This window comes from Tatumella terrea (assembly GCF_039523755.1).
GTDB classification, from domain to species: domain Bacteria; phylum Pseudomonadota; class Gammaproteobacteria; order Enterobacterales; family Enterobacteriaceae; genus Tatumella; species Tatumella terrea.
Genome location: NZ_BAAAFX010000002.1, coordinates 1 through 16116, shown reverse-complemented (window position 1 = coordinate 16116; position 16116 = coordinate 1). Strand labels below are relative to the sequence as shown.

The 16116-nt window shown below is 51.8% G+C and carries 16 protein-coding genes, 1 tRNA gene and 3 rRNA genes; 10 read left to right on the top strand and 10 right to left on the bottom strand.

The genetic code is table 11. The features are described 5' to 3' along the window. Positions 1 to 9: 9 nt before the first annotated feature. Genes ABD035_RS00105 through ABD035_RS00095 form a run of 3 tightly spaced genes read right to left on the bottom strand, consistent with a single transcriptional unit; the run spans position 10 to position 2756 of the window. Entirely contained in the window at positions 10 to 855 is an 846-nt protein-coding gene (locus ABD035_RS00105; RefSeq protein WP_343866684.1) for an ABC transporter permease, read from the bottom strand. Beyond that, positions 852 to 1673, bottom strand: a complete 822-nt coding sequence (locus ABD035_RS00100) for an alkaline phosphatase family protein (RefSeq protein ID WP_343866682.1) — start codon at positions 1671 to 1673, stop codon at positions 852 to 854. The genes ABD035_RS00105 and ABD035_RS00100 overlap by 4 nt, the downstream gene beginning before the upstream one ends. Before the next feature lie 21 nt (positions 1674 to 1694). Next, entirely contained in the window at positions 1695 to 2756 is a 1062-nt protein-coding gene (locus ABD035_RS00095) for an ABC transporter substrate-binding protein (protein WP_212715153.1), read from the bottom strand. Positions 2757 to 2979: 223 nt separating this feature from the next. Between ABD035_RS00095 and ABD035_RS00090 the strand changes: the two genes are divergently transcribed. After that, entirely contained in the window at positions 2980 to 3684 is a 705-nt protein-coding gene (locus ABD035_RS00090) for a UTRA domain-containing protein (RefSeq protein WP_371813171.1), read from the top strand. A 24-nt stretch (positions 3685 to 3708) separates the two neighbouring features. On the opposite strand, the gene ABD035_RS00085 is transcribed toward ABD035_RS00090, so the two are convergent. Further along, positions 3709 to 4407: a response regulator gene (locus ABD035_RS00085; protein ID WP_343866678.1), complete on the bottom strand. Its 699-nt coding sequence runs from the start codon at positions 4405 to 4407 to the stop codon at positions 3709 to 3711. After that, positions 4400 to 6049, bottom strand: a complete 1650-nt coding sequence (locus ABD035_RS00080) for an ATP-binding protein (protein WP_343866676.1) — start codon at positions 6047 to 6049, stop codon at positions 4400 to 4402. Before ABD035_RS00080 ends, ABD035_RS00085 begins: the two co-directional genes overlap by 8 nt. Positions 6050 to 6412: 363 nt before the next feature. Between ABD035_RS00080 and ABD035_RS00075 the strand changes: the two genes are divergently transcribed. The 9 genes from ABD035_RS00075 (at position 6413) to ABD035_RS00035 (ending at position 14066) form a co-directional block, all read left to right on the top strand. Next, positions 6413 to 7774 (top strand): 2-hydroxycarboxylate transporter family protein, encoded by a 1362-nt coding sequence (locus tag ABD035_RS00075; protein ID WP_343866674.1) that lies wholly within the window; start codon positions 6413 to 6415, stop codon positions 7772 to 7774. 21 nt (positions 7775 to 7795) lie between these two features. After that, positions 7796 to 8671: a fumarylacetoacetate hydrolase family protein gene (locus tag ABD035_RS00070; protein WP_343866672.1), complete on the top strand. Its 876-nt coding sequence runs from the start codon at positions 7796 to 7798 to the stop codon at positions 8669 to 8671. Positions 8672 to 8676: 5 nt separating this feature from the next. Next, a complete protein-coding gene (gene citC / locus ABD035_RS00065) occupies positions 8677 to 9705 on the top strand; it encodes a [citrate (pro-3S)-lyase] ligase (protein ID WP_212715159.1) in 1029 nt (342 codons plus the stop codon). A gap of 19 nt (positions 9706 to 9724) precedes the next feature. Continuing rightward, positions 9725 to 10018 (top strand): citrate lyase acyl carrier protein, encoded by a 294-nt coding sequence (gene citD / locus ABD035_RS00060; RefSeq protein WP_343866667.1) that lies wholly within the window; start codon positions 9725 to 9727, stop codon positions 10016 to 10018. Next, on the top strand, positions 10015 to 10890 hold the full coding sequence (gene citE / locus ABD035_RS00055) for a citrate (pro-3S)-lyase subunit beta (RefSeq protein WP_343866665.1): 876 nt from the start codon (positions 10015 to 10017) through the stop codon (positions 10888 to 10890). The genes citD and citE overlap by 4 nt, the downstream gene beginning before the upstream one ends. A gap of 10 nt (positions 10891 to 10900) precedes the next feature. Further along, positions 10901 to 12412, top strand: a complete 1512-nt coding sequence (gene citF, locus ABD035_RS00050; RefSeq protein WP_343866663.1) for a citrate lyase subunit alpha — start codon at positions 10901 to 10903, stop codon at positions 12410 to 12412. A 2-nt stretch (positions 12413 to 12414) separates the two neighbouring features. Next, the gene (gene citX, locus ABD035_RS00045; RefSeq protein ID WP_343866660.1) at positions 12415 to 12954 is read left to right on the top strand and encodes a citrate lyase holo-[acyl-carrier protein] synthase; all 540 of its coding nucleotides are present in this window, start codon (positions 12415 to 12417) and stop codon (positions 12952 to 12954) included. Beyond that, positions 12932 to 13801 carry a triphosphoribosyl-dephospho-CoA synthase CitG gene (citG, locus tag ABD035_RS00040; RefSeq protein ID WP_343866657.1) on the top strand — a complete coding sequence of 290 codons (870 nt, stop codon included), beginning with the start codon at positions 12932 to 12934 and terminating at the stop codon, positions 13799 to 13801. The genes citX and citG overlap by 23 nt, the downstream gene beginning before the upstream one ends. 139 nt (positions 13802 to 13940) lie before the next feature. Then, positions 13941 to 14066, top strand: coding sequence for a hypothetical protein (locus ABD035_RS00035; protein WP_343866655.1), 126 nt, complete (start codon positions 13941 to 13943; stop codon positions 14064 to 14066). A gap of 37 nt (positions 14067 to 14103) precedes the next feature. Here the strand turns inward: ABD035_RS00035 and metA are convergent, their stop codons facing one another. From metA to ABD035_RS00010, 5 genes are all read right to left on the bottom strand, one after another. Continuing rightward, positions 14104 to 15033 (bottom strand): homoserine O-acetyltransferase MetA, encoded by a 930-nt coding sequence (gene metA, locus ABD035_RS00030; protein WP_212715164.1) that lies wholly within the window; start codon positions 15031 to 15033, stop codon positions 14104 to 14106. A 347-nt stretch (positions 15034 to 15380) separates the two neighbouring features. Continuing rightward, positions 15381 to 15496 (bottom strand): 5S ribosomal RNA (gene rrf, locus ABD035_RS00025). 27 nt (positions 15497 to 15523) lie between these two features. Beyond that, positions 15524 to 15599, bottom strand: a tRNA-Thr gene (locus ABD035_RS00020). 14 nt (positions 15600 to 15613) lie between these two features. Beyond that, positions 15614 to 15729 (bottom strand): 5S ribosomal RNA (gene rrf, locus ABD035_RS00015). Between the two features lie 212 nt (positions 15730 to 15941). Then, a 23S ribosomal RNA gene (locus tag ABD035_RS00010) occupies positions 15942 to 16116 on the bottom strand; the annotation flags it as partial.

Below are 16116 nucleotides of genomic sequence, written 5' to 3'. Positions count from 1 at the left end.
GGACTCCCTTCAGCTGCGTTTAACGTTTAAGTAGCTGCGACGCACCAGGTACTGCTGTACAACGGTGATCACCGTCAGCAGCAACACCAGCAACATCGCTAACGCGCTTCCCATATAGGGGTCGAGCGAAATGTCTCCGGAGACCAGTGCGGCTATCCGTACGGGAACGACGTTAAAATTACCGCTGGTCAATGCATAGATGGTGGCATAAGCCCCCAGGGCATTTGCCAGAAGGATCACAAACGTCCCGAGTAATGCGGGTGAGAGGATGGGGAGCGCGACGAGACGCCAGTAGTTAAGACGCCCGGCCCCGAGTAAGGCTGCAGATTCCTGCCACTCCTTTTTCAGTCCATCAAAAGCCGGCAGCAGTAACATCACGCCAAGCGGGATCTGAAACCAGGTATAAACCACCACCATGCCGTCACGGGAAAAGAGCCGGAAATCCCCTGCCAGGCCGTAGCGGCGCAGGATCAGTGTCAGGCAACCGTTCAGCCCGAGCAGGATAATAAACGCAAAGGCCAGCGGTACACCGGCAAAGTTACTGGTCATATTGGTGAACGCCAGCAGAAACCGGTGTAGTTTACTTTCTGCCAGCTGACTCAGGGAATAGCCTGCCACCAGCGAGATCAGCACACCATACACACTCGACCAGAACGAAATATCCAGTGAAAAACGTATCGCCTGCAGATAGAACGGTGAGGTCAGAATGTCATGGTAATTATCCAGCCCCCAGCGGCTATTGACATCGCTCCAGAAACTGTTTCCGGCAACCCAGGCCAGCGGTGCGACCTGGAAAGCCAGATAAAAAACAGCAAAGGGTAACAGCCAAAGTAAGGCCCGGTGTTTTCCTTTCATCTCTCCTCCCCGCAGGCTGAGGCTAATAACGCCCGGCAGACGGGCTTATCATGAGGAACGCCCAGGATTTCACACACCGTCCCGCAAAGCTCGGTCTGCCGCGGCATAAGATCTTTCTGTCGTGAGAATGCCTGACCAAACACAAACAGCGGGACCCGGGTCTCTTCAGGGAGTGTTCCTCCGTGTGAATGATCCTCATTCATACCGTGGTCGGAGGTGACAATAACCTGATACCCCTGTGCCAGCCATTGCGGCATCCAGTGCGACAGATAACCGTCAGCTCTGCGGGCCCGGTTTCGGTATTGGGAAGAATTAAGCCCGAACTTATGCCCGGCATCATCCACATTCATCGGATGGATCAATAAGAAATCCGGGTCGTGCTGCACCCGCAAACTTTCAGCGTCTTCAAACAGGTGAGAATCCGGATAACTGTCATCGGAATAAAAGTGCCCGTACTGAACGGGCAATTCAGGATCGGAGGTATGGCGATCACGTACCGGATCGAATGGCGTACGATTATAAAGCTCACTGACCCAGTGGTAAGCCGCGGCCGCCGTCACCCGCCCGGCAGCACGGGCATAATGGAATATGCTGCGCTGATGGCTCATCCGCGAGACGCCATTATGAATTATCCCGCTGATGACCGGCGGAACGCCGGTCAGAATACATTCATACAGCGGTCTCGACAGGGAGGGTAATTCACAGGTAATGGCATAATACTGGCCGTTTCCCTGAGCACACTCGGCGTGTAAATATCCCATTGCATAGCCTGCCACGCTGTCACTCAGCCCATCCAGAACCACCAGTATTGTTTTCATCGCTGACCTCCGGATCGTCGGTTATTGCTGCATATTGATCATCACGTATTGCTGCCACAGAGACGGCAACATTTTCGATGATTTATCCCAGGCAGCCTGATCTTTGATGGGACGTGCGTTTTTATATTCTGCAGCAGGCAGCAATTTGGCCTGTACATCGGCCGGCAGCGTTATATATTGCGCACGGATCGGACGGGCATAGCCCCGCGCCAGATTGATTTGTCCGGCATCGGAGAAGATAAATTCCCGCGCCAGTTTGGCGGCATTCGGATGTTTTGCGTATTTGTTAATGATGGTGGTATAGCCGGAAGTGACCGATCCGTCGGACGGAATGACCACTTCATAACGGTTTTTATCGATCTGATCACGGTAGCTCAGGCCGTTGAAATCCCAGACGACGGCGACCTGAATCTCCCCTTTTTCGATATTCGCGATCACCGGATCGGTTAAGCCGAGACGCCCCTGTTTGGCTAAATCACCGAAGAAGGTCAGCGCCGGTTTCAGGTTCTTTTCATCGCCGCCCAGAGCATAGTTCGCCGCCAGCACACCATTCGCCGCCTGTGCCGCCACCCCGACATCTCCGATGGTGACAACATATTTGCCTTTTTTCAGGTCCGCCCAGCTGTGAGGGACATCTTTTACCTGCTGTTTATCCACCAGGAAGGCGATGGTACCGGTATAAGCCAGCATCCAGTGCCCTCCCTGATCTTTCGCCCAGCCAGGGATCTGATCCCAGTGATCCGGCTTATAAGGCAGTGCCAGACCTTTTTCTACCGCAATCGGACCAAATGCCGCGCCGACATCACCGATATCTGCGGTGGCATTCTGTTTTTCGGCCGCAAATTTCGCCAGTTCCTGTGCCGATGACATATCCGTATCGCTATGCTTAATACCGTACATCCGGCTGATGTCGTTCCAGGTGTCTTTCCAGTCTGCCCAGCTATCAGGCATACCGACACTGTTGACCTGACCTTCGCTACGGGCGGCTTTCTCAAGCGCAGCAAGGTTATTGTCCGCAGCATGCGCCGCGGGAAGAGCAAGAAAAATAGCGGCTGATAACAGAGTTACAATACTGGCTTTCATATCGGGCTCCTGCGGATAAGTGACAAGCTCACTGGTCTAGTCCAGCAAAATCCAAGCCAATATAGTGACAGCGTATGAAAATTTTATGACAGCGTTGTGATAGCTGTTTTTTTACAATACTCTGCAAGCTGTATCGCTGATCGCTAAAAGCATTTACACCTGACTTTCTTCTGAAAATGAACTCCGTAAGTGCAGATATGCACCAACACAGGGCTGACACGTGATCTCCGGAAACACAAAAGCAGTTGATTCGATTGCGGACTCTTTATTTAAGAGGCTGAAAAATGATGAGTTTATTAACGGACGCCTGCCTTCAGAAAGGCAACTCAGTGAAGAATACTCCACCACCCGAATTACACTTCGTGAAGCATTAGCCTTACTTGAATCACGCGGCGAGATTTATCGTGAACTCCGGCGCGGATGGTTTATTGCCCCTCCCAGACTGATCTATAACCCTCTGTTACGCAGCCATTTTCACGAAATGGCGGCCCGTCAGGGCAGACAGGCACATACCGAAGTGCTCAGTGCCGGCGAGATCGCGGCGACCCCGTTGCTGGCACAGCAATTACAGGTCGCGGCCGGTGATACCCTTTTTTGCATCCGGCGCAGAAGACGGATTGATGGGCGGGCGGTGCTCTATGTCGAGCATTATCTGAATCCGGCCTTTTTCCCGGGTCTGCTTCAGGAAGACCTCACCCTTTCCCTGACGCATTTGTATGAAAAGCTCTATAACATTCGTTATGGCGGGGTGCGCTTTACCGTTTTGCCTGGCCCTCTGCCAGCATTCTCCGCCCCGGCACTCAATGTTGCCTCGGGCAGCCCGGGGATTTGTATCACGCGTATCAATCAGAACCAGCATCAGCAGGTGATCGATTGTGACCATGAATACTGGCGATATGATGCCCTGTGCGTCAATGTTGAAACCTGAACACGGCTTTGCGGCAGACATCCGTTACGGGTCGCCCGCCTTCCGGCGACGATATAAGCGCCGGGGGTGGCCTATTTTTCCATAAACCAGTTCCACGCCCAGTAACTGCGCTCTGACACAATATTCCAGATAGCGCCTGGCCGTGGTTTTACTCAGGCCGGAACCTGCCATCACATCATCGACACTCAGACAGGACTGGTCATCGGTAAAAAGCTTTCGCACCAGTGCCAGTGTATTTTCCTCAATCCCTTTATCCGTTTCCCGCTGCCGGAAATTTTTCGCCTGCAGTTGGTAAAGGGAATCGACATTCTTCTGATCGACAATTTTCCACTCCCGTTGCTGCCTGCTGAAACGGATAAAATTTTCCAGTGACTGGCTTAATCGCTTCAATGATACCGGTTTGAGAATGTAGTCAAACGCACCCACACGGATCGCCTGACTGCAGGTATTCATATCACTGGCCGCGGTAATAAAAATAACGGCACACTGAGCGCGGCTGAACGTGGCTGAGCTGATTAATGTGATCCCCTGTCCGTCCGGTAAATAGTTGTCCAGCAATACCAGTTTCGGGCTGCGTTGTTCTATCATCTCTTCGGCCTGCCGCAGGGTTGAAGCAATCCCGATGACCCGCAGACACGGGAAATTATTCACAAGCCCGGCATGTAACTGCGCCAGGGCATTTTCATCTTCAACAATCAGTACATCAATATGGTCATCAGGCATAAGCGTTATCTTTCGTTAGAGCTGATCCGGGTAACCAGGGATCAGGCGGATCTGCAGGGCGCTCCGGAATAAATACGGAAAAAATGGTCCCACCCCCGGTGTTATCAGCCACTTCAATCACTCCCCCTGCCTGGGTGACAAAGCTATGGATCAGCGACAGTCCGATACCGTGGCCTTCACTGTTTTTTGAAGTTATTCCACGTTCAAACAGATGATCTTTCAGCGCCGGCGGGATCCCGATACCATTGTCTGCCACTTCGATGATCAGTTCGCCATTCCCTCCGACGATCAGTACTTCGATCGTTCTGTGCAAAGGATCGACCTGCTGGGTTGCTTCAATCGCGTTATCCAGCAGATTACCGATCACCGAGATCAGTTCCGATTCCGGCAACCCATGAAAAGGGTGTAACAGTTCACTGGTCGGGTCAAAAATCAGTTCGACCCCTTTCTCCCGCGCGCGTGACACTTTACCCAGCAACAAGCCGCACAGCATGGGTGAAGCAAACTGCGCGGAGATAAAATCGAGAACACTTTGCGTATGTTCAGACTGTAACTGAATATAGTTAATGGCTTCCTGGTAGCGGCCGGATTGTAATAGCCCTGAGATGACGGTGGTCTGATTTAACTGCTCATGATGCATTACCCGCAGATTTTCCAGATAGCCGTTCACCTGGCTTAAGCGGGTGGTCAGGCTCTCGATTTCCTGTCGATCACGAAACGTAATCACCCATCCCTGTAATTTATCTTCCAGTATTATCCGGATGCGGCTTGCAATAACGGTCAGCTGATTAAAACGACAGATTTCATCATGAGTATCGTTTTCCAGCATTACCGGCGGGTCAAAAAATGAGACCGGTTTTATCAGCTGATGAATTTTTTTCCCCGATAAGGAATTACCTGTGCCATTTATCCCAAGTAAATGCTGAGCCGCCTTATTCACAACAATCACTCTTAACTGGTCATCGATAGCAATCACGCCTTCAAAGATCGATTCCAGCATCGCTTTTTGCTGCCGGACCAGTAACCCTATCTCCCTGGGTTCAAGGGAGAACATCTGTTTTTTTATACTCCTTGTGAAAAACCAGCAATATATAAAAAGACTGACCAGCAGAAGGAAGAGAATAATAAAGGCGTTACATACTTTACTTAATGTAATATTATCAATATCACTTTTCAGATATCCCACAGAAACAATCCCGGCCACGTTCCCCTGGTCATCAAACACCGGCGACTTGCTCCGTAAAGAGATCCCTAAACCGCCCCGACGGCAGGTGGTCACCGTTTTACCCCGTAAGACTTCATCGTTATCGCCTCCCACCAGCGGTGTACCGACTTTTTCCTGGCTCACAGAATGATATAAGTGATTTATTTTATTATCTCCGATAACAATAAAACTGGCATCACTCAACGGAACGATATTATCCATAAAGCGTTTTATTTTCTGAAGATCCCGATGAATTACTGCAGAACGTAATTCCGGCATGACGGAGATCAAATCAGATTGCACCCGTGTCCGTACGACCATTTCCTGATAAACCCGTCGCCCCGCCTCCAGATAGTAATACGATGCAAACACAGAGAATAATGATAAGAACATAATAATCAGTGAGATAAATAACTTTATCTGAAAAGAGAGTTTCATATCCCGTCCGCCAGAGTATGCTGATACCCCGGGTAATATATCATTATTGATTTCATCAAATTTTATTTTCAAAAGAACTTGTGATCTTTTGCACAGCTTATCTATATGAGAATTATTCATTTTCACTGATCATAATCAACCAGAGGGCTATAAACATAAAATCGAAAAAATTAAAACAAAAAAAGAACATATCAACAGAGATAAATTAATAAAAAAACCGATTATTTATCCTTTTTAAATCCATTAACTCCTTAAAATCCATAAAAACCATAACTGCCATAAAATCTCCGGACTAATTAAAATCTTTATCACAATATAGATACCCCGGCACCGGCAAACTTTACTGTAAAAATAAGGAGAGCAATGATGATGATAAAAAATGTCTCAGTATCTACGCCGGAGAAACAGTCTTTAAAGGAAAAGTGGTGGCATATCCTCGATACGTGGAAAATAGGTATTATTCCGCTGCCTTTATTTATACTTTGCGGTGTTCTTATCACTATTGATTGTCTGGGAGGTAAACTTTCCAGTGAGATTGTCGTGATGATCGCTACCCTTGCCTTTTTCGGTTTCGCCTGTGGTGAGTTCGGTAAACGGCTGCCTGTTGTCGGTAAAATTGGCGCCGCGGCCATTTGTGCTACCTTTATTCCTTCGGCACTGGTTTATTATGGTTTACTGCCGGACGTTGTCATTCAGTCCACGAAAACCTTCTATAAATCCACCAACATTCTTTATCTTTATATCTGCTGTATTATCGTCGGCAGTATTATGAGTATGAACCGGACCACGTTAATCCAGGGGTTTCTGCGTATCTTTTTCCCGATGTTGTGCGGTGAAATCGTGGGGATGCTGGTCGGCATGGGAGTCGGGATCGCACTCGGGCTGGAACCCTTTCAGATTTTCTTCTTTATTATCTTACCCATTATGGCCGGCGGTGTCGGTGAAGGGGCTATCCCTCTGTCGATAGGCTATGCCACGTTACTGAATATGGAACAGGGTGTAGCACTGGGCCGGGTGCTGCCGATGGTCATGCTCGGTAGTCTGACCGCCATTGTGGTGTCCGGCTGCTTAAATCAGCTGGGTAAACGCTACCCGCATCTGACCGGCGAAGGTCAGCTGATGCCCGCGTCTTCGGCTAACTCCGATCTTTCCGGTAAACCCGAAGAGACGGCTCAGCCGGTCAGTATCACGCCGGATGTCACCACTTTTGCCTCCGGCGTGTTGCTGGCGGTACTGCTCTATATGGTCGGTATGCTGGGCCACAAATACATCGGCTTACCTGCCCCGGTGGGTATGCTTTTCGTCGCAGTGTTTATCAAACTCATCAACGGGGTCTCTCCCCGTCTGCTGGCAGGCTCTCAGGTGGTGTACAAGTTTTTTCAGACCGCGGTCACCTACCCGATTCTGTTTGCCGTCGGCGTCGCCATCACACCGTGGCAGGAACTGGTGAATGCCTTCACGCTGAGTAATCTGCTGATCATTATCAGTACTGTCCTCTCACTGGTCGCTACCGGGTTCTTCGTCGGAAAAAAACTGGGGATGCATCCCATTGATGTCGCCATTATTTCCTGCTGTCAGAGCGGGCAAGGCGGCACCGGAGATGTCGCCATTCTGACCGCAGGCAACCGGATGGTGTTAATGCCATTCGCGCAGATAGCCACCCGTATCGGGGGGGCCATTAACGTTTCAGTGTCGTTACTGATTCTGGGTAACTTCCTTATTTAACCGCGTATTGCAGGACGTAAAATGAAAATTGCCAGTTATCTGCACCAGGGAACCCGCAGTTACGGGATAGTGAAACCGGAAGGGATTATTGATTTAGGCAGTCGCCTGAGTCTCCGGTTTCCGGACCTGAAATCATTGCTGGAGGCGGGGCAACTCGCTTCCGTCCAGCAATATTACGGGGAGAAGGTCGATTTTACCGGGCAGGAAATCCATTACTTACCGGTCATTGAGCATCCGAATAAAATACTGTGTGTCGGGATGAATTACGCTGAAAAACGTCAGGAGTTCGGGCAAACGGATCCTGCCCCCACCTTATTCATTCGTTTTCCGGATTCACAGACCGGCCATAATACACCGCTGCTTAAACCGTATTATTCCAGTGAATTTGACTATGAAGGTGAGCTGGCAGTGATTATCGGCGTCGGGGGCAGCCATATTCCCCGCAGCCAGGCACTCAGCCACATTGCCGGCTACAGCTGCTATATGGACGGTTCAGCGAGAGACTGGCAACACAGCTGGTTTACCGCCGGCAAAAACTGGCGTAATACCGGTAGCTTCGGACCCTGCCTGACGACCCGCGACGAAATAGATGATCCCCATAATCTGATGATCAGAACCTGGCTGAACGGCAACGTCGTTCAGCAGGATAATACCTGCCACATGATCCATAAGATCCCCGGGCTGATTGAATATATCAGTACATTCACCCGGCTCAGTCCCGGCGATGTCATTATTACCGGCTCTCCCGGCGGGGTGGGTAAAAAACGTCATCCCCCGCTTTTTATGTCTGCGGGGGATCGGGTAGAAGTGGAAATAGAACAGATCGGCCATCTGATCAACACCGTCGCCGATGATCCCGTGGGGGCAGCGTTCTCCACGGAAAAAAGGAGTGCCTGAATGCCATGGACCTACAGCCTGCACTTTCTCTGCGTCTCACCCGCGTCGCCGGACACACTCAGCGCGTTGAACGGATCACCGAATTTCTTCAGAACTTCCATATTCAACCCGACGCCGATATCGAATACTTTGCCGAGGCCTTTGTCGGCAACCGGCTGGCGGGCTGTGCCGGGCTCGCCGGCAATATTATCAAATGTGTAGTGACCGACCTCCCCTGGCGCGGCATTAATCTGACCGCCCGGTTACTGTCCGTACTGGAAGGCTTCGCACTGCGGAACCGAATCTCACCACTGTTTCTCTGCACCCGTCCGGAGAACATCGGGCAGTTCCGCCAGTGTGGCTTCTGGCCCCTCGCCCGTGACGGGGATCGTGCCGTACTGATGGAGAATAATCCTGTGGGTCTGCAACATTACTGTCGGCAGTTATCACAATACCGTCAACCCGGGGAAAAAATTGCCGCGATAGTGATGAATGCGAATCCGTTCACCCTTGGCCACCAGTTCCTCGCCGGACTGGCTGCACGTCAGTGTGACTGGTTACACCTGTTTTTGGTCGGTGAAGAAGGGTCATTCTTTTCTTATGCCGACAGGCTCACCATGGTCAGCCGGGGGATGGCTCATCTGCCCAATGTCACGGTCCATGGCGGGTCTCCCTACATTATTTCACGGGCCACCTTCCCTGCCTATTTCCTGAAAGAAACCCCCGTCGTCGATCAGGCCTGGTGCGCTATCGATCTGATCCTTTTTCGCGATGACATCGCACCGGCACTGGGGATCACCCACCGCTACATCGGTTCTGAGCCTTTTTGTCCGACGACTCGTCGTTATAACGAAACGATGCATACCCTGCTGGCCGGAAAGGTCACGGTGAAAGAAATATCCCGCATCGCCAGCCATGACGGCACAGCAGTTTCAGCGTCAGAAGTGCGCCGGTTACTGGCCGGCCGGCATTATGACCAGCTTCGTGACAAGGTCCCCCCGACCACCTTTTCATATCTGGAGGCGCAGCATATCGCGCAGCCGGTATCACCCTGAATAAAAAAGGAAAAAAATAATGAACATTCTCAGAGAGGCGTTAGCAGGCACTCTGGAATCCGGAGATGCAAAGATCAAAGTGATCCCGGCCGACGGCGCCACAGAGATAGTGATCCGCAGTGAGGTCATGCAGCAGTTCGGACAGCAAATCCATGCGGTCGCCGTACAAACGCTGACGACTCTTGGCGTAAACAGCGGATTAGTCATTATCGAGGATAAAGGCGCTCTCGATTGTGTGCTACGCGCACGGATACAGTGCGCCATATTACGTGCCGCAGAAGTCACTGCACTGGACCCGGAGAAACTGTTATGAAAAAACTTCGTCGCAGTATGCTGTTTGTGCCTGGCACCAGTGCTGCCATGCTTTCCACCGCATTTATCTATCGTCCGGATTCCATCATGTTTGATCTGGAAGATGCCGTATCGGTTCATGAAAAAGATGCGGGACGTCTGCTGGTCTTTCACGCATTACAGCATCCGATGTATCGGGATATAGAGAAAGTTGTCCGCATTAATGCATTAACGACCCCTTTCGGACTTAAGGATCTTCATGCTGCCGTACACGCCGGAGCGGATGTGATCCGGCTACCCAAAACAGATTCGCCGGAAGATATTTACGCGCTGGAGACTCATCTCGAAGCCATCGAAAAGGCCTGCGGGCGCCAGGTTGGGTCGACACGCCTGATGGCCGCGATAGAGTCCGCGACCGGAGTGATTAATTCCGTGGCCATCGCCCGCAGTTCACCACGACTGATAGGGATTGCGCTTGCAGCTTTCGATTATGTCATGGATATGCAGACCGAACGGGGCGACGGTACCGAATTGTTCTATGCGCGTTGTGCAGTACTTCACGCTGCCCGGGCCGCCGGCATTGATGCTTTTGATGTGGTCTGGTCCGATATCAACGATGAACAAGGTTTCCTGAAAGAAACCGACCTGATCCGCCGGATGGGATTCAACGGGAAATCACTGATCAATCCCCGTCAGATAGCCCTGCTACATCAGGCATTTACCCCAACCCCGCAGGAAGTGGAACAGGCGAAACAGGTGCTTGAAGCGGCCAGTGAAGGGGAAAAACAGGGCCTGGGCGTGGTCTCCCTGAACGGGAAAATGATCGATGCCCCTATCATCAACCATGCACAGACCGTCCTTGAACGTGCTGCTGCCTCCGGTTTATATCACTAAGGATGAGAGAATGAATGCTATCGATAGCCTTTCCGGCACTGACCACTCTGCCCCTTTCAGCGGTGCCAATACTTCCACGCCCTGGCTTGCTGACGCCCGGGAAAAAAGAACCCGAAAACTCTGCAGCTCACTGGAGGAGGCAATACGCCGAAGCGGATTGAAGGACGGGATGACCATCTCTTTTCATCATGCCTTCCGCGAAGGGGATAAAGTCATTAATGATGTGGTGGCCACACTGGCTTCTCTGGGCTTCAGGGAGTTAACCTTAGCATCCAGTTCATTGATGAGCTGCAATGCACCGCTGATTGAACCGATCCGTCAGCGGGTCATCACCTCTGTTTATACCTCAGGAATGCGCGGTAAGCTGGCAGAAGCCATTTCCAACGGATTGATGGAGAACCCGGTTCATATCCATTCACATGGCGGGCGGGTCAAACTGCTGCAGGACGGTGAGATCACGATTGATGTCGCATTTCTGGCGGTTCCCGGTTGTGATGAATTTGGAAATGCCCGTGGCACAGGCAGCCATTCCGCCTGCGGCTCACTTGGCTATGCAATGACGGATGCCCGTTATGCACGTAAAGTGATACTGCTGACCGAAGAGTTGCTGCCCTACCCGAATTTACCGGCCAGTATTTTACAGGATCAGGTGGATTATGTTGTCCGTACCGCCTGTGTCGGCGATCCTGCAAAGATCGGTGTCGGCGCGGCAAGGATGACGGGAAATCCCCGTGAATTACTGATCGCCCGTCGTGCCGCCGATGTCATTGAACATTCAGGCTATTTTACGCCCGGATTTTCTATGCAGACCGGTTCCGGGGCTGCGGCGACCGCCTGTACCCGGTTCCTGGGGGATAAAATGGCCGCACAGGGGATCCATGCCCGGTTTGCTCTCGGCGGGATCACCGGCAGCCTGGTGGATCTTCATGAAAAAGGATTGATCGAAAAGCTGCTCGACACTCAGTGCTTTGATAGTCAGGCCGCCGGATCGCTGGCCCGTAATCCTCAGCACATCGAAATATCCACCAATGTCTACGCCAATCCGGCCAGTAAAGGTGCCAGCTGTGACCAGCTGGATGTAGTGATCCTCAGCGCACTGGAGATCGACCTCGATTTTAACGTCAACGTGATCACCGGGTCTGATGGTGTGATGCGCGGAGCCTCCGGAGGGCATTGTGACGTTGCTGCAGCCGCGAACCTGACCATTGTTGTCGCCCCTTTAATCCGCACCCGTATCCCGACAGTGGTCAGACAGGTCACCACGCGGGTCACCCCCGGTGAAAGCATCGATATTCTGGTCACTGACCATGGGATAGCCGTCAACCCTGCCCGCCCGGACCTCCGCCGTCGTCTTATTGATGCGGGGATGGATATCCTGTCCATTGAAGATCTGTGGCAGCGTGCATTACTGATTTGCGGCGAGCCACAGCCGATAAAATTTACCGATAAGGTGGTCGGCATCATCCACTACCGTGATGGTAGTGTCATCGATGTGGTCCGTCAGATACTGCGGGAGGAGTAATTATGGTGACCCGGGGAACTATCCGGACGGCTGTCAGCCTGGAAGCCATGTTACTGGCTAAAGAAAAGCGCGCGCAACGTCAGACAGAATGGTCAGACCGTTATTCCCGGCCGCTCATTTCTCTGACTCTGGTCACGCCGGGCCCGCTGAAAACCAGTGCCCGCTATGAAAATATCATGGGAGTGGCACTTCAGGTGTGTGACCAGTGGCTGCGGAGTCATGGCTGGCCGGTTATCGCCAGAGAAGTGAACTGGCTGCCGACCGGACCGGAAGCCTTATGGTGCGTCGATCATCCGGCACCGGAGCTGAAAGCACAGCTGATTGAGACTGAACAGACTCATCCGCTGGGCAGGCTCTGGGACTTTGATGTTATCTGTCCGGTCGCCGGTCCTCTCGGCAGGCAATCACTAAACCGGCATAGCCGAAGATGCCTCGTATGCAATGAACCTGCAGCCTGTTGCTCCCGTTCACAATGCCATTCCCGGGCAGAAGTTCTGGCCAGTGTAGAGAAGATCATTAATGACTGGTTTACCCGCAATTAGTTCTCCGGTCACCGCGCTGCCGGAAAAAGTGATCGCCGCACTCCGGTGCGAGCTGGACCTGACACCCAAGCCCGGACTGGTTGACCGTAATAATAACGGTGCCCACCATGATATGGACCACGCTCTGTTCATGAAGAGTATCCGTGCGATTACCCCGTGGTTAACGGTATTTGAGCAACTGGGATACAGACAGGCTTTCCTGCCGGCGGAAAGTCAGTTGTCCTTGCTACGGCCCGCTGGACTGGCGTGTGAAGAAGCGATGTTTTCTGCTACCGGACAGGTCAATACCCATCAGGGAGGGATATTTTCTCTGGGACTGCTCTGTTGTGCGGCCGGCCGCTTAGCCGGGCGGAAAGAGCCCCTCAGCACCACAGCATTGTGCCAGGAAACCAGCGCTATCTGCCAGGGCATTGTCGCTCGTGAACTGGCCACCGGCCAGGCAACGCCATCTGCGGGGGCCAGGCTCTATCAACGGTATTCCCTGACCGGTGCCAGAGGAGAAGCAGAAAGCGGGTTTCTTACCGTCCGCCGGTATGTGCTGCCTTACTGGCACCAGGAAAGCGGCGACCGGCAACACCATAATGCTTTGTTAAGGCTGATGGCCGTCAATGCAGACAGTAATCTGGTTTCCCGGGGAGGGATAGAGGGGTTGCAGTACGTACGCCACTCTGCGCAGCAGACACTGATGACCCCCTGGGGAGTCGCTGAACTGGAGGAAATGGACCGTCACTTTACTCTGCGGCGGCTAAGCCCCGGCGGCAGTGCAGATTTACTGGCGGTCGCTATGGTACTGGCAGACTTCTTACCGTCACCCCGGGATTCTGCATTCGGTAAAATACCGTGGTAAACGGTGAATTTGGCGGTGAAGAGGTCACAAGCCAGGCAGCAACTCACCGCAAGGCTGACACGGCCGGGTTAAGCAAGACGGCGGCACACCGCCACAGCGATCCTGACGGATGCCGGTTAACCCGGTCCATGGACTCAGGATGTATAATGAACAGCTGAGGCTGAGACACATTACCGGACGCCCCGGCGGGACTCCGCTGGCCGAAGAAGATCAGGAGACCCTGCTGGTCGCCGGCAAATATTTTAGCGGCGCAAATATTCCCTAAGGCTCATCTGCGCCTGACTTCGCTTATTAAGGAGGGATTAATCCAGGGTGGGTGTCATATGTTTCAGATCATACGGAGTTATCTGGTAAACATAATAATTCAGCCAGTTTGAAAACAGCAGATGCCCATGACTGCGCCAGCTGGCTTGCGGTGTCAGGCGACAATTATTGCCCGGAAAATAATTATAAGGCAGCGGCGAATCAATCCCGGCACCGATGTCCCGCAAATATTCGTCGGCCAGGGTATGTGAATCATACTCCGGATGGCCGGTCACAAAGACCAGACGCTTATCCCGGCTTGCCATCAGATAGGCTCCGGTCTCTTCGGAGACAGCAAACAGATCCAGATCCGTATGTTCGCGGATAATTTCCGTCGGAAAATCGGCATAGCGTGAATGAGGGGCCAGAAACTGGTCATCAAATCCCCGGGTCAGTAATGCATGCGGCTGTACCAGGCTGTGCTGATAGACACCCGATAACTTTTGCTGACGGGTTATTTTAGGTAAACCATAAAGAATATTCAGTGCCGCCTGAACCGCCCAGCAGACAAACAGCGTGGAAGTAACGTGATCTTTCGCCCAGTGTAATACCTGCTGGATCTGTGGCCAGTAAGCCACATCATCAAAGTCGACCAGCCCCAGCGGCGCGCCGGTGACAATCAGACCGTCATAGTTTTCATCACGAATATCGGCGAAATTACGGTAAAACGTGTCCAGATGCTCTGTTGGCGTGTTTCTGGATTCACGGTTATCAATCCGCAGTAACTGAATATCTAACTGCAGTGGTGAGTTAGAAAGCAGGCGCAGAAACTGGTTTTCAGTTTCTATCTTTTTGGGCATCAGGTTAAGGATCAGAATTTTTAGCGGCCGGATATTTTGCACCAGCGCACGGGATGAGGTCATGACAAAGACATTTTCATTACGTAAAAAATTTACTGCAGGGAGTTCATCCGGCACTCTGATTGGCATTACCTGACACCTTTTTTTAACCATATAAACGTTTAGACATCCAGACAGCCAAGACTAACGTGGGTCTGCAGAAAAGTCGAGAATGATTAGCCAATGATGAAAATGTTTCAGCTTAGTTTAGCAACGCTTCGCAAAAGACGATGGATTGCGCGATAAAAAGGGCAGAAAACAGCTTCCGGCCGGTTTTAGTCGCCGTTTTACTGAGGATTAAACGCAAAAAGGCCACCCTTCCGGGTGGCCTTCTGACGTTCAGCAGAGAAAATCCGGCCTTTTCAGCCATTTTCTGCTTATATTACACGCAAAATAAAAGGCCCTGTCATCAGACAGGGCCTTCTACTTGATTTGGTGCCTGGCAGTTCCCTACTCTCGCATGGGGAGACCCCACACTACCATCGGCGCTACAACGTTTCACTTCTGAGTTCGGCATGGGTTCAGGTGGGACCATTGCGCTCTTGCCGCCAGGCAAATTCTTTTTACTTAATTGTATAACTGGTGCTGATACCCAGAGTCGAACTGGGGACCTCACCCTTACCAAGGGTGCGCTCTACCAACTGAGCCATATCAGCACTTTAAATTGGATGCCTGGCAGTTCCCTACTCTCGCATGGGGAGACCCCACACTACCATCGGCGCTACGGCGTTTCACTTCTGAGTTCGGCATGGGGTCAGGTGGGACCACCGCGCTCTTGCCGCCAGGCAAATCTTGGTGCGGAAATGAATCTTTTACGTTCATACGGCGTTGGTTTCCCTTGCGCTGTTCAGTCACATACTCATGTATGCTCCTTCTCATCGCGCGGTTACCGCCTTGTCTGAACGTAAAATCTTTCATTCCCACTAAATTGTTAAATTAGCAATCCGGAACTTCGCTGAAAATTCTTTGCGTCTCTCGCAAAACGCCTCTGGCGTTGTAAGGTTAAGCCTCACGGGTCATTAGTACCGGTTAGCTCAATGCATCGCTGCACTTACACATCCGGCCTATCAACGTCGTCGTCTTCAACGTCCCTTCAGGACTCTCCAGGAGTCAGGGAGAACTCATCTCGGGGCAAGTTTCGTGCTTAGATGCTTTCAGCACTTATCTTTTCCG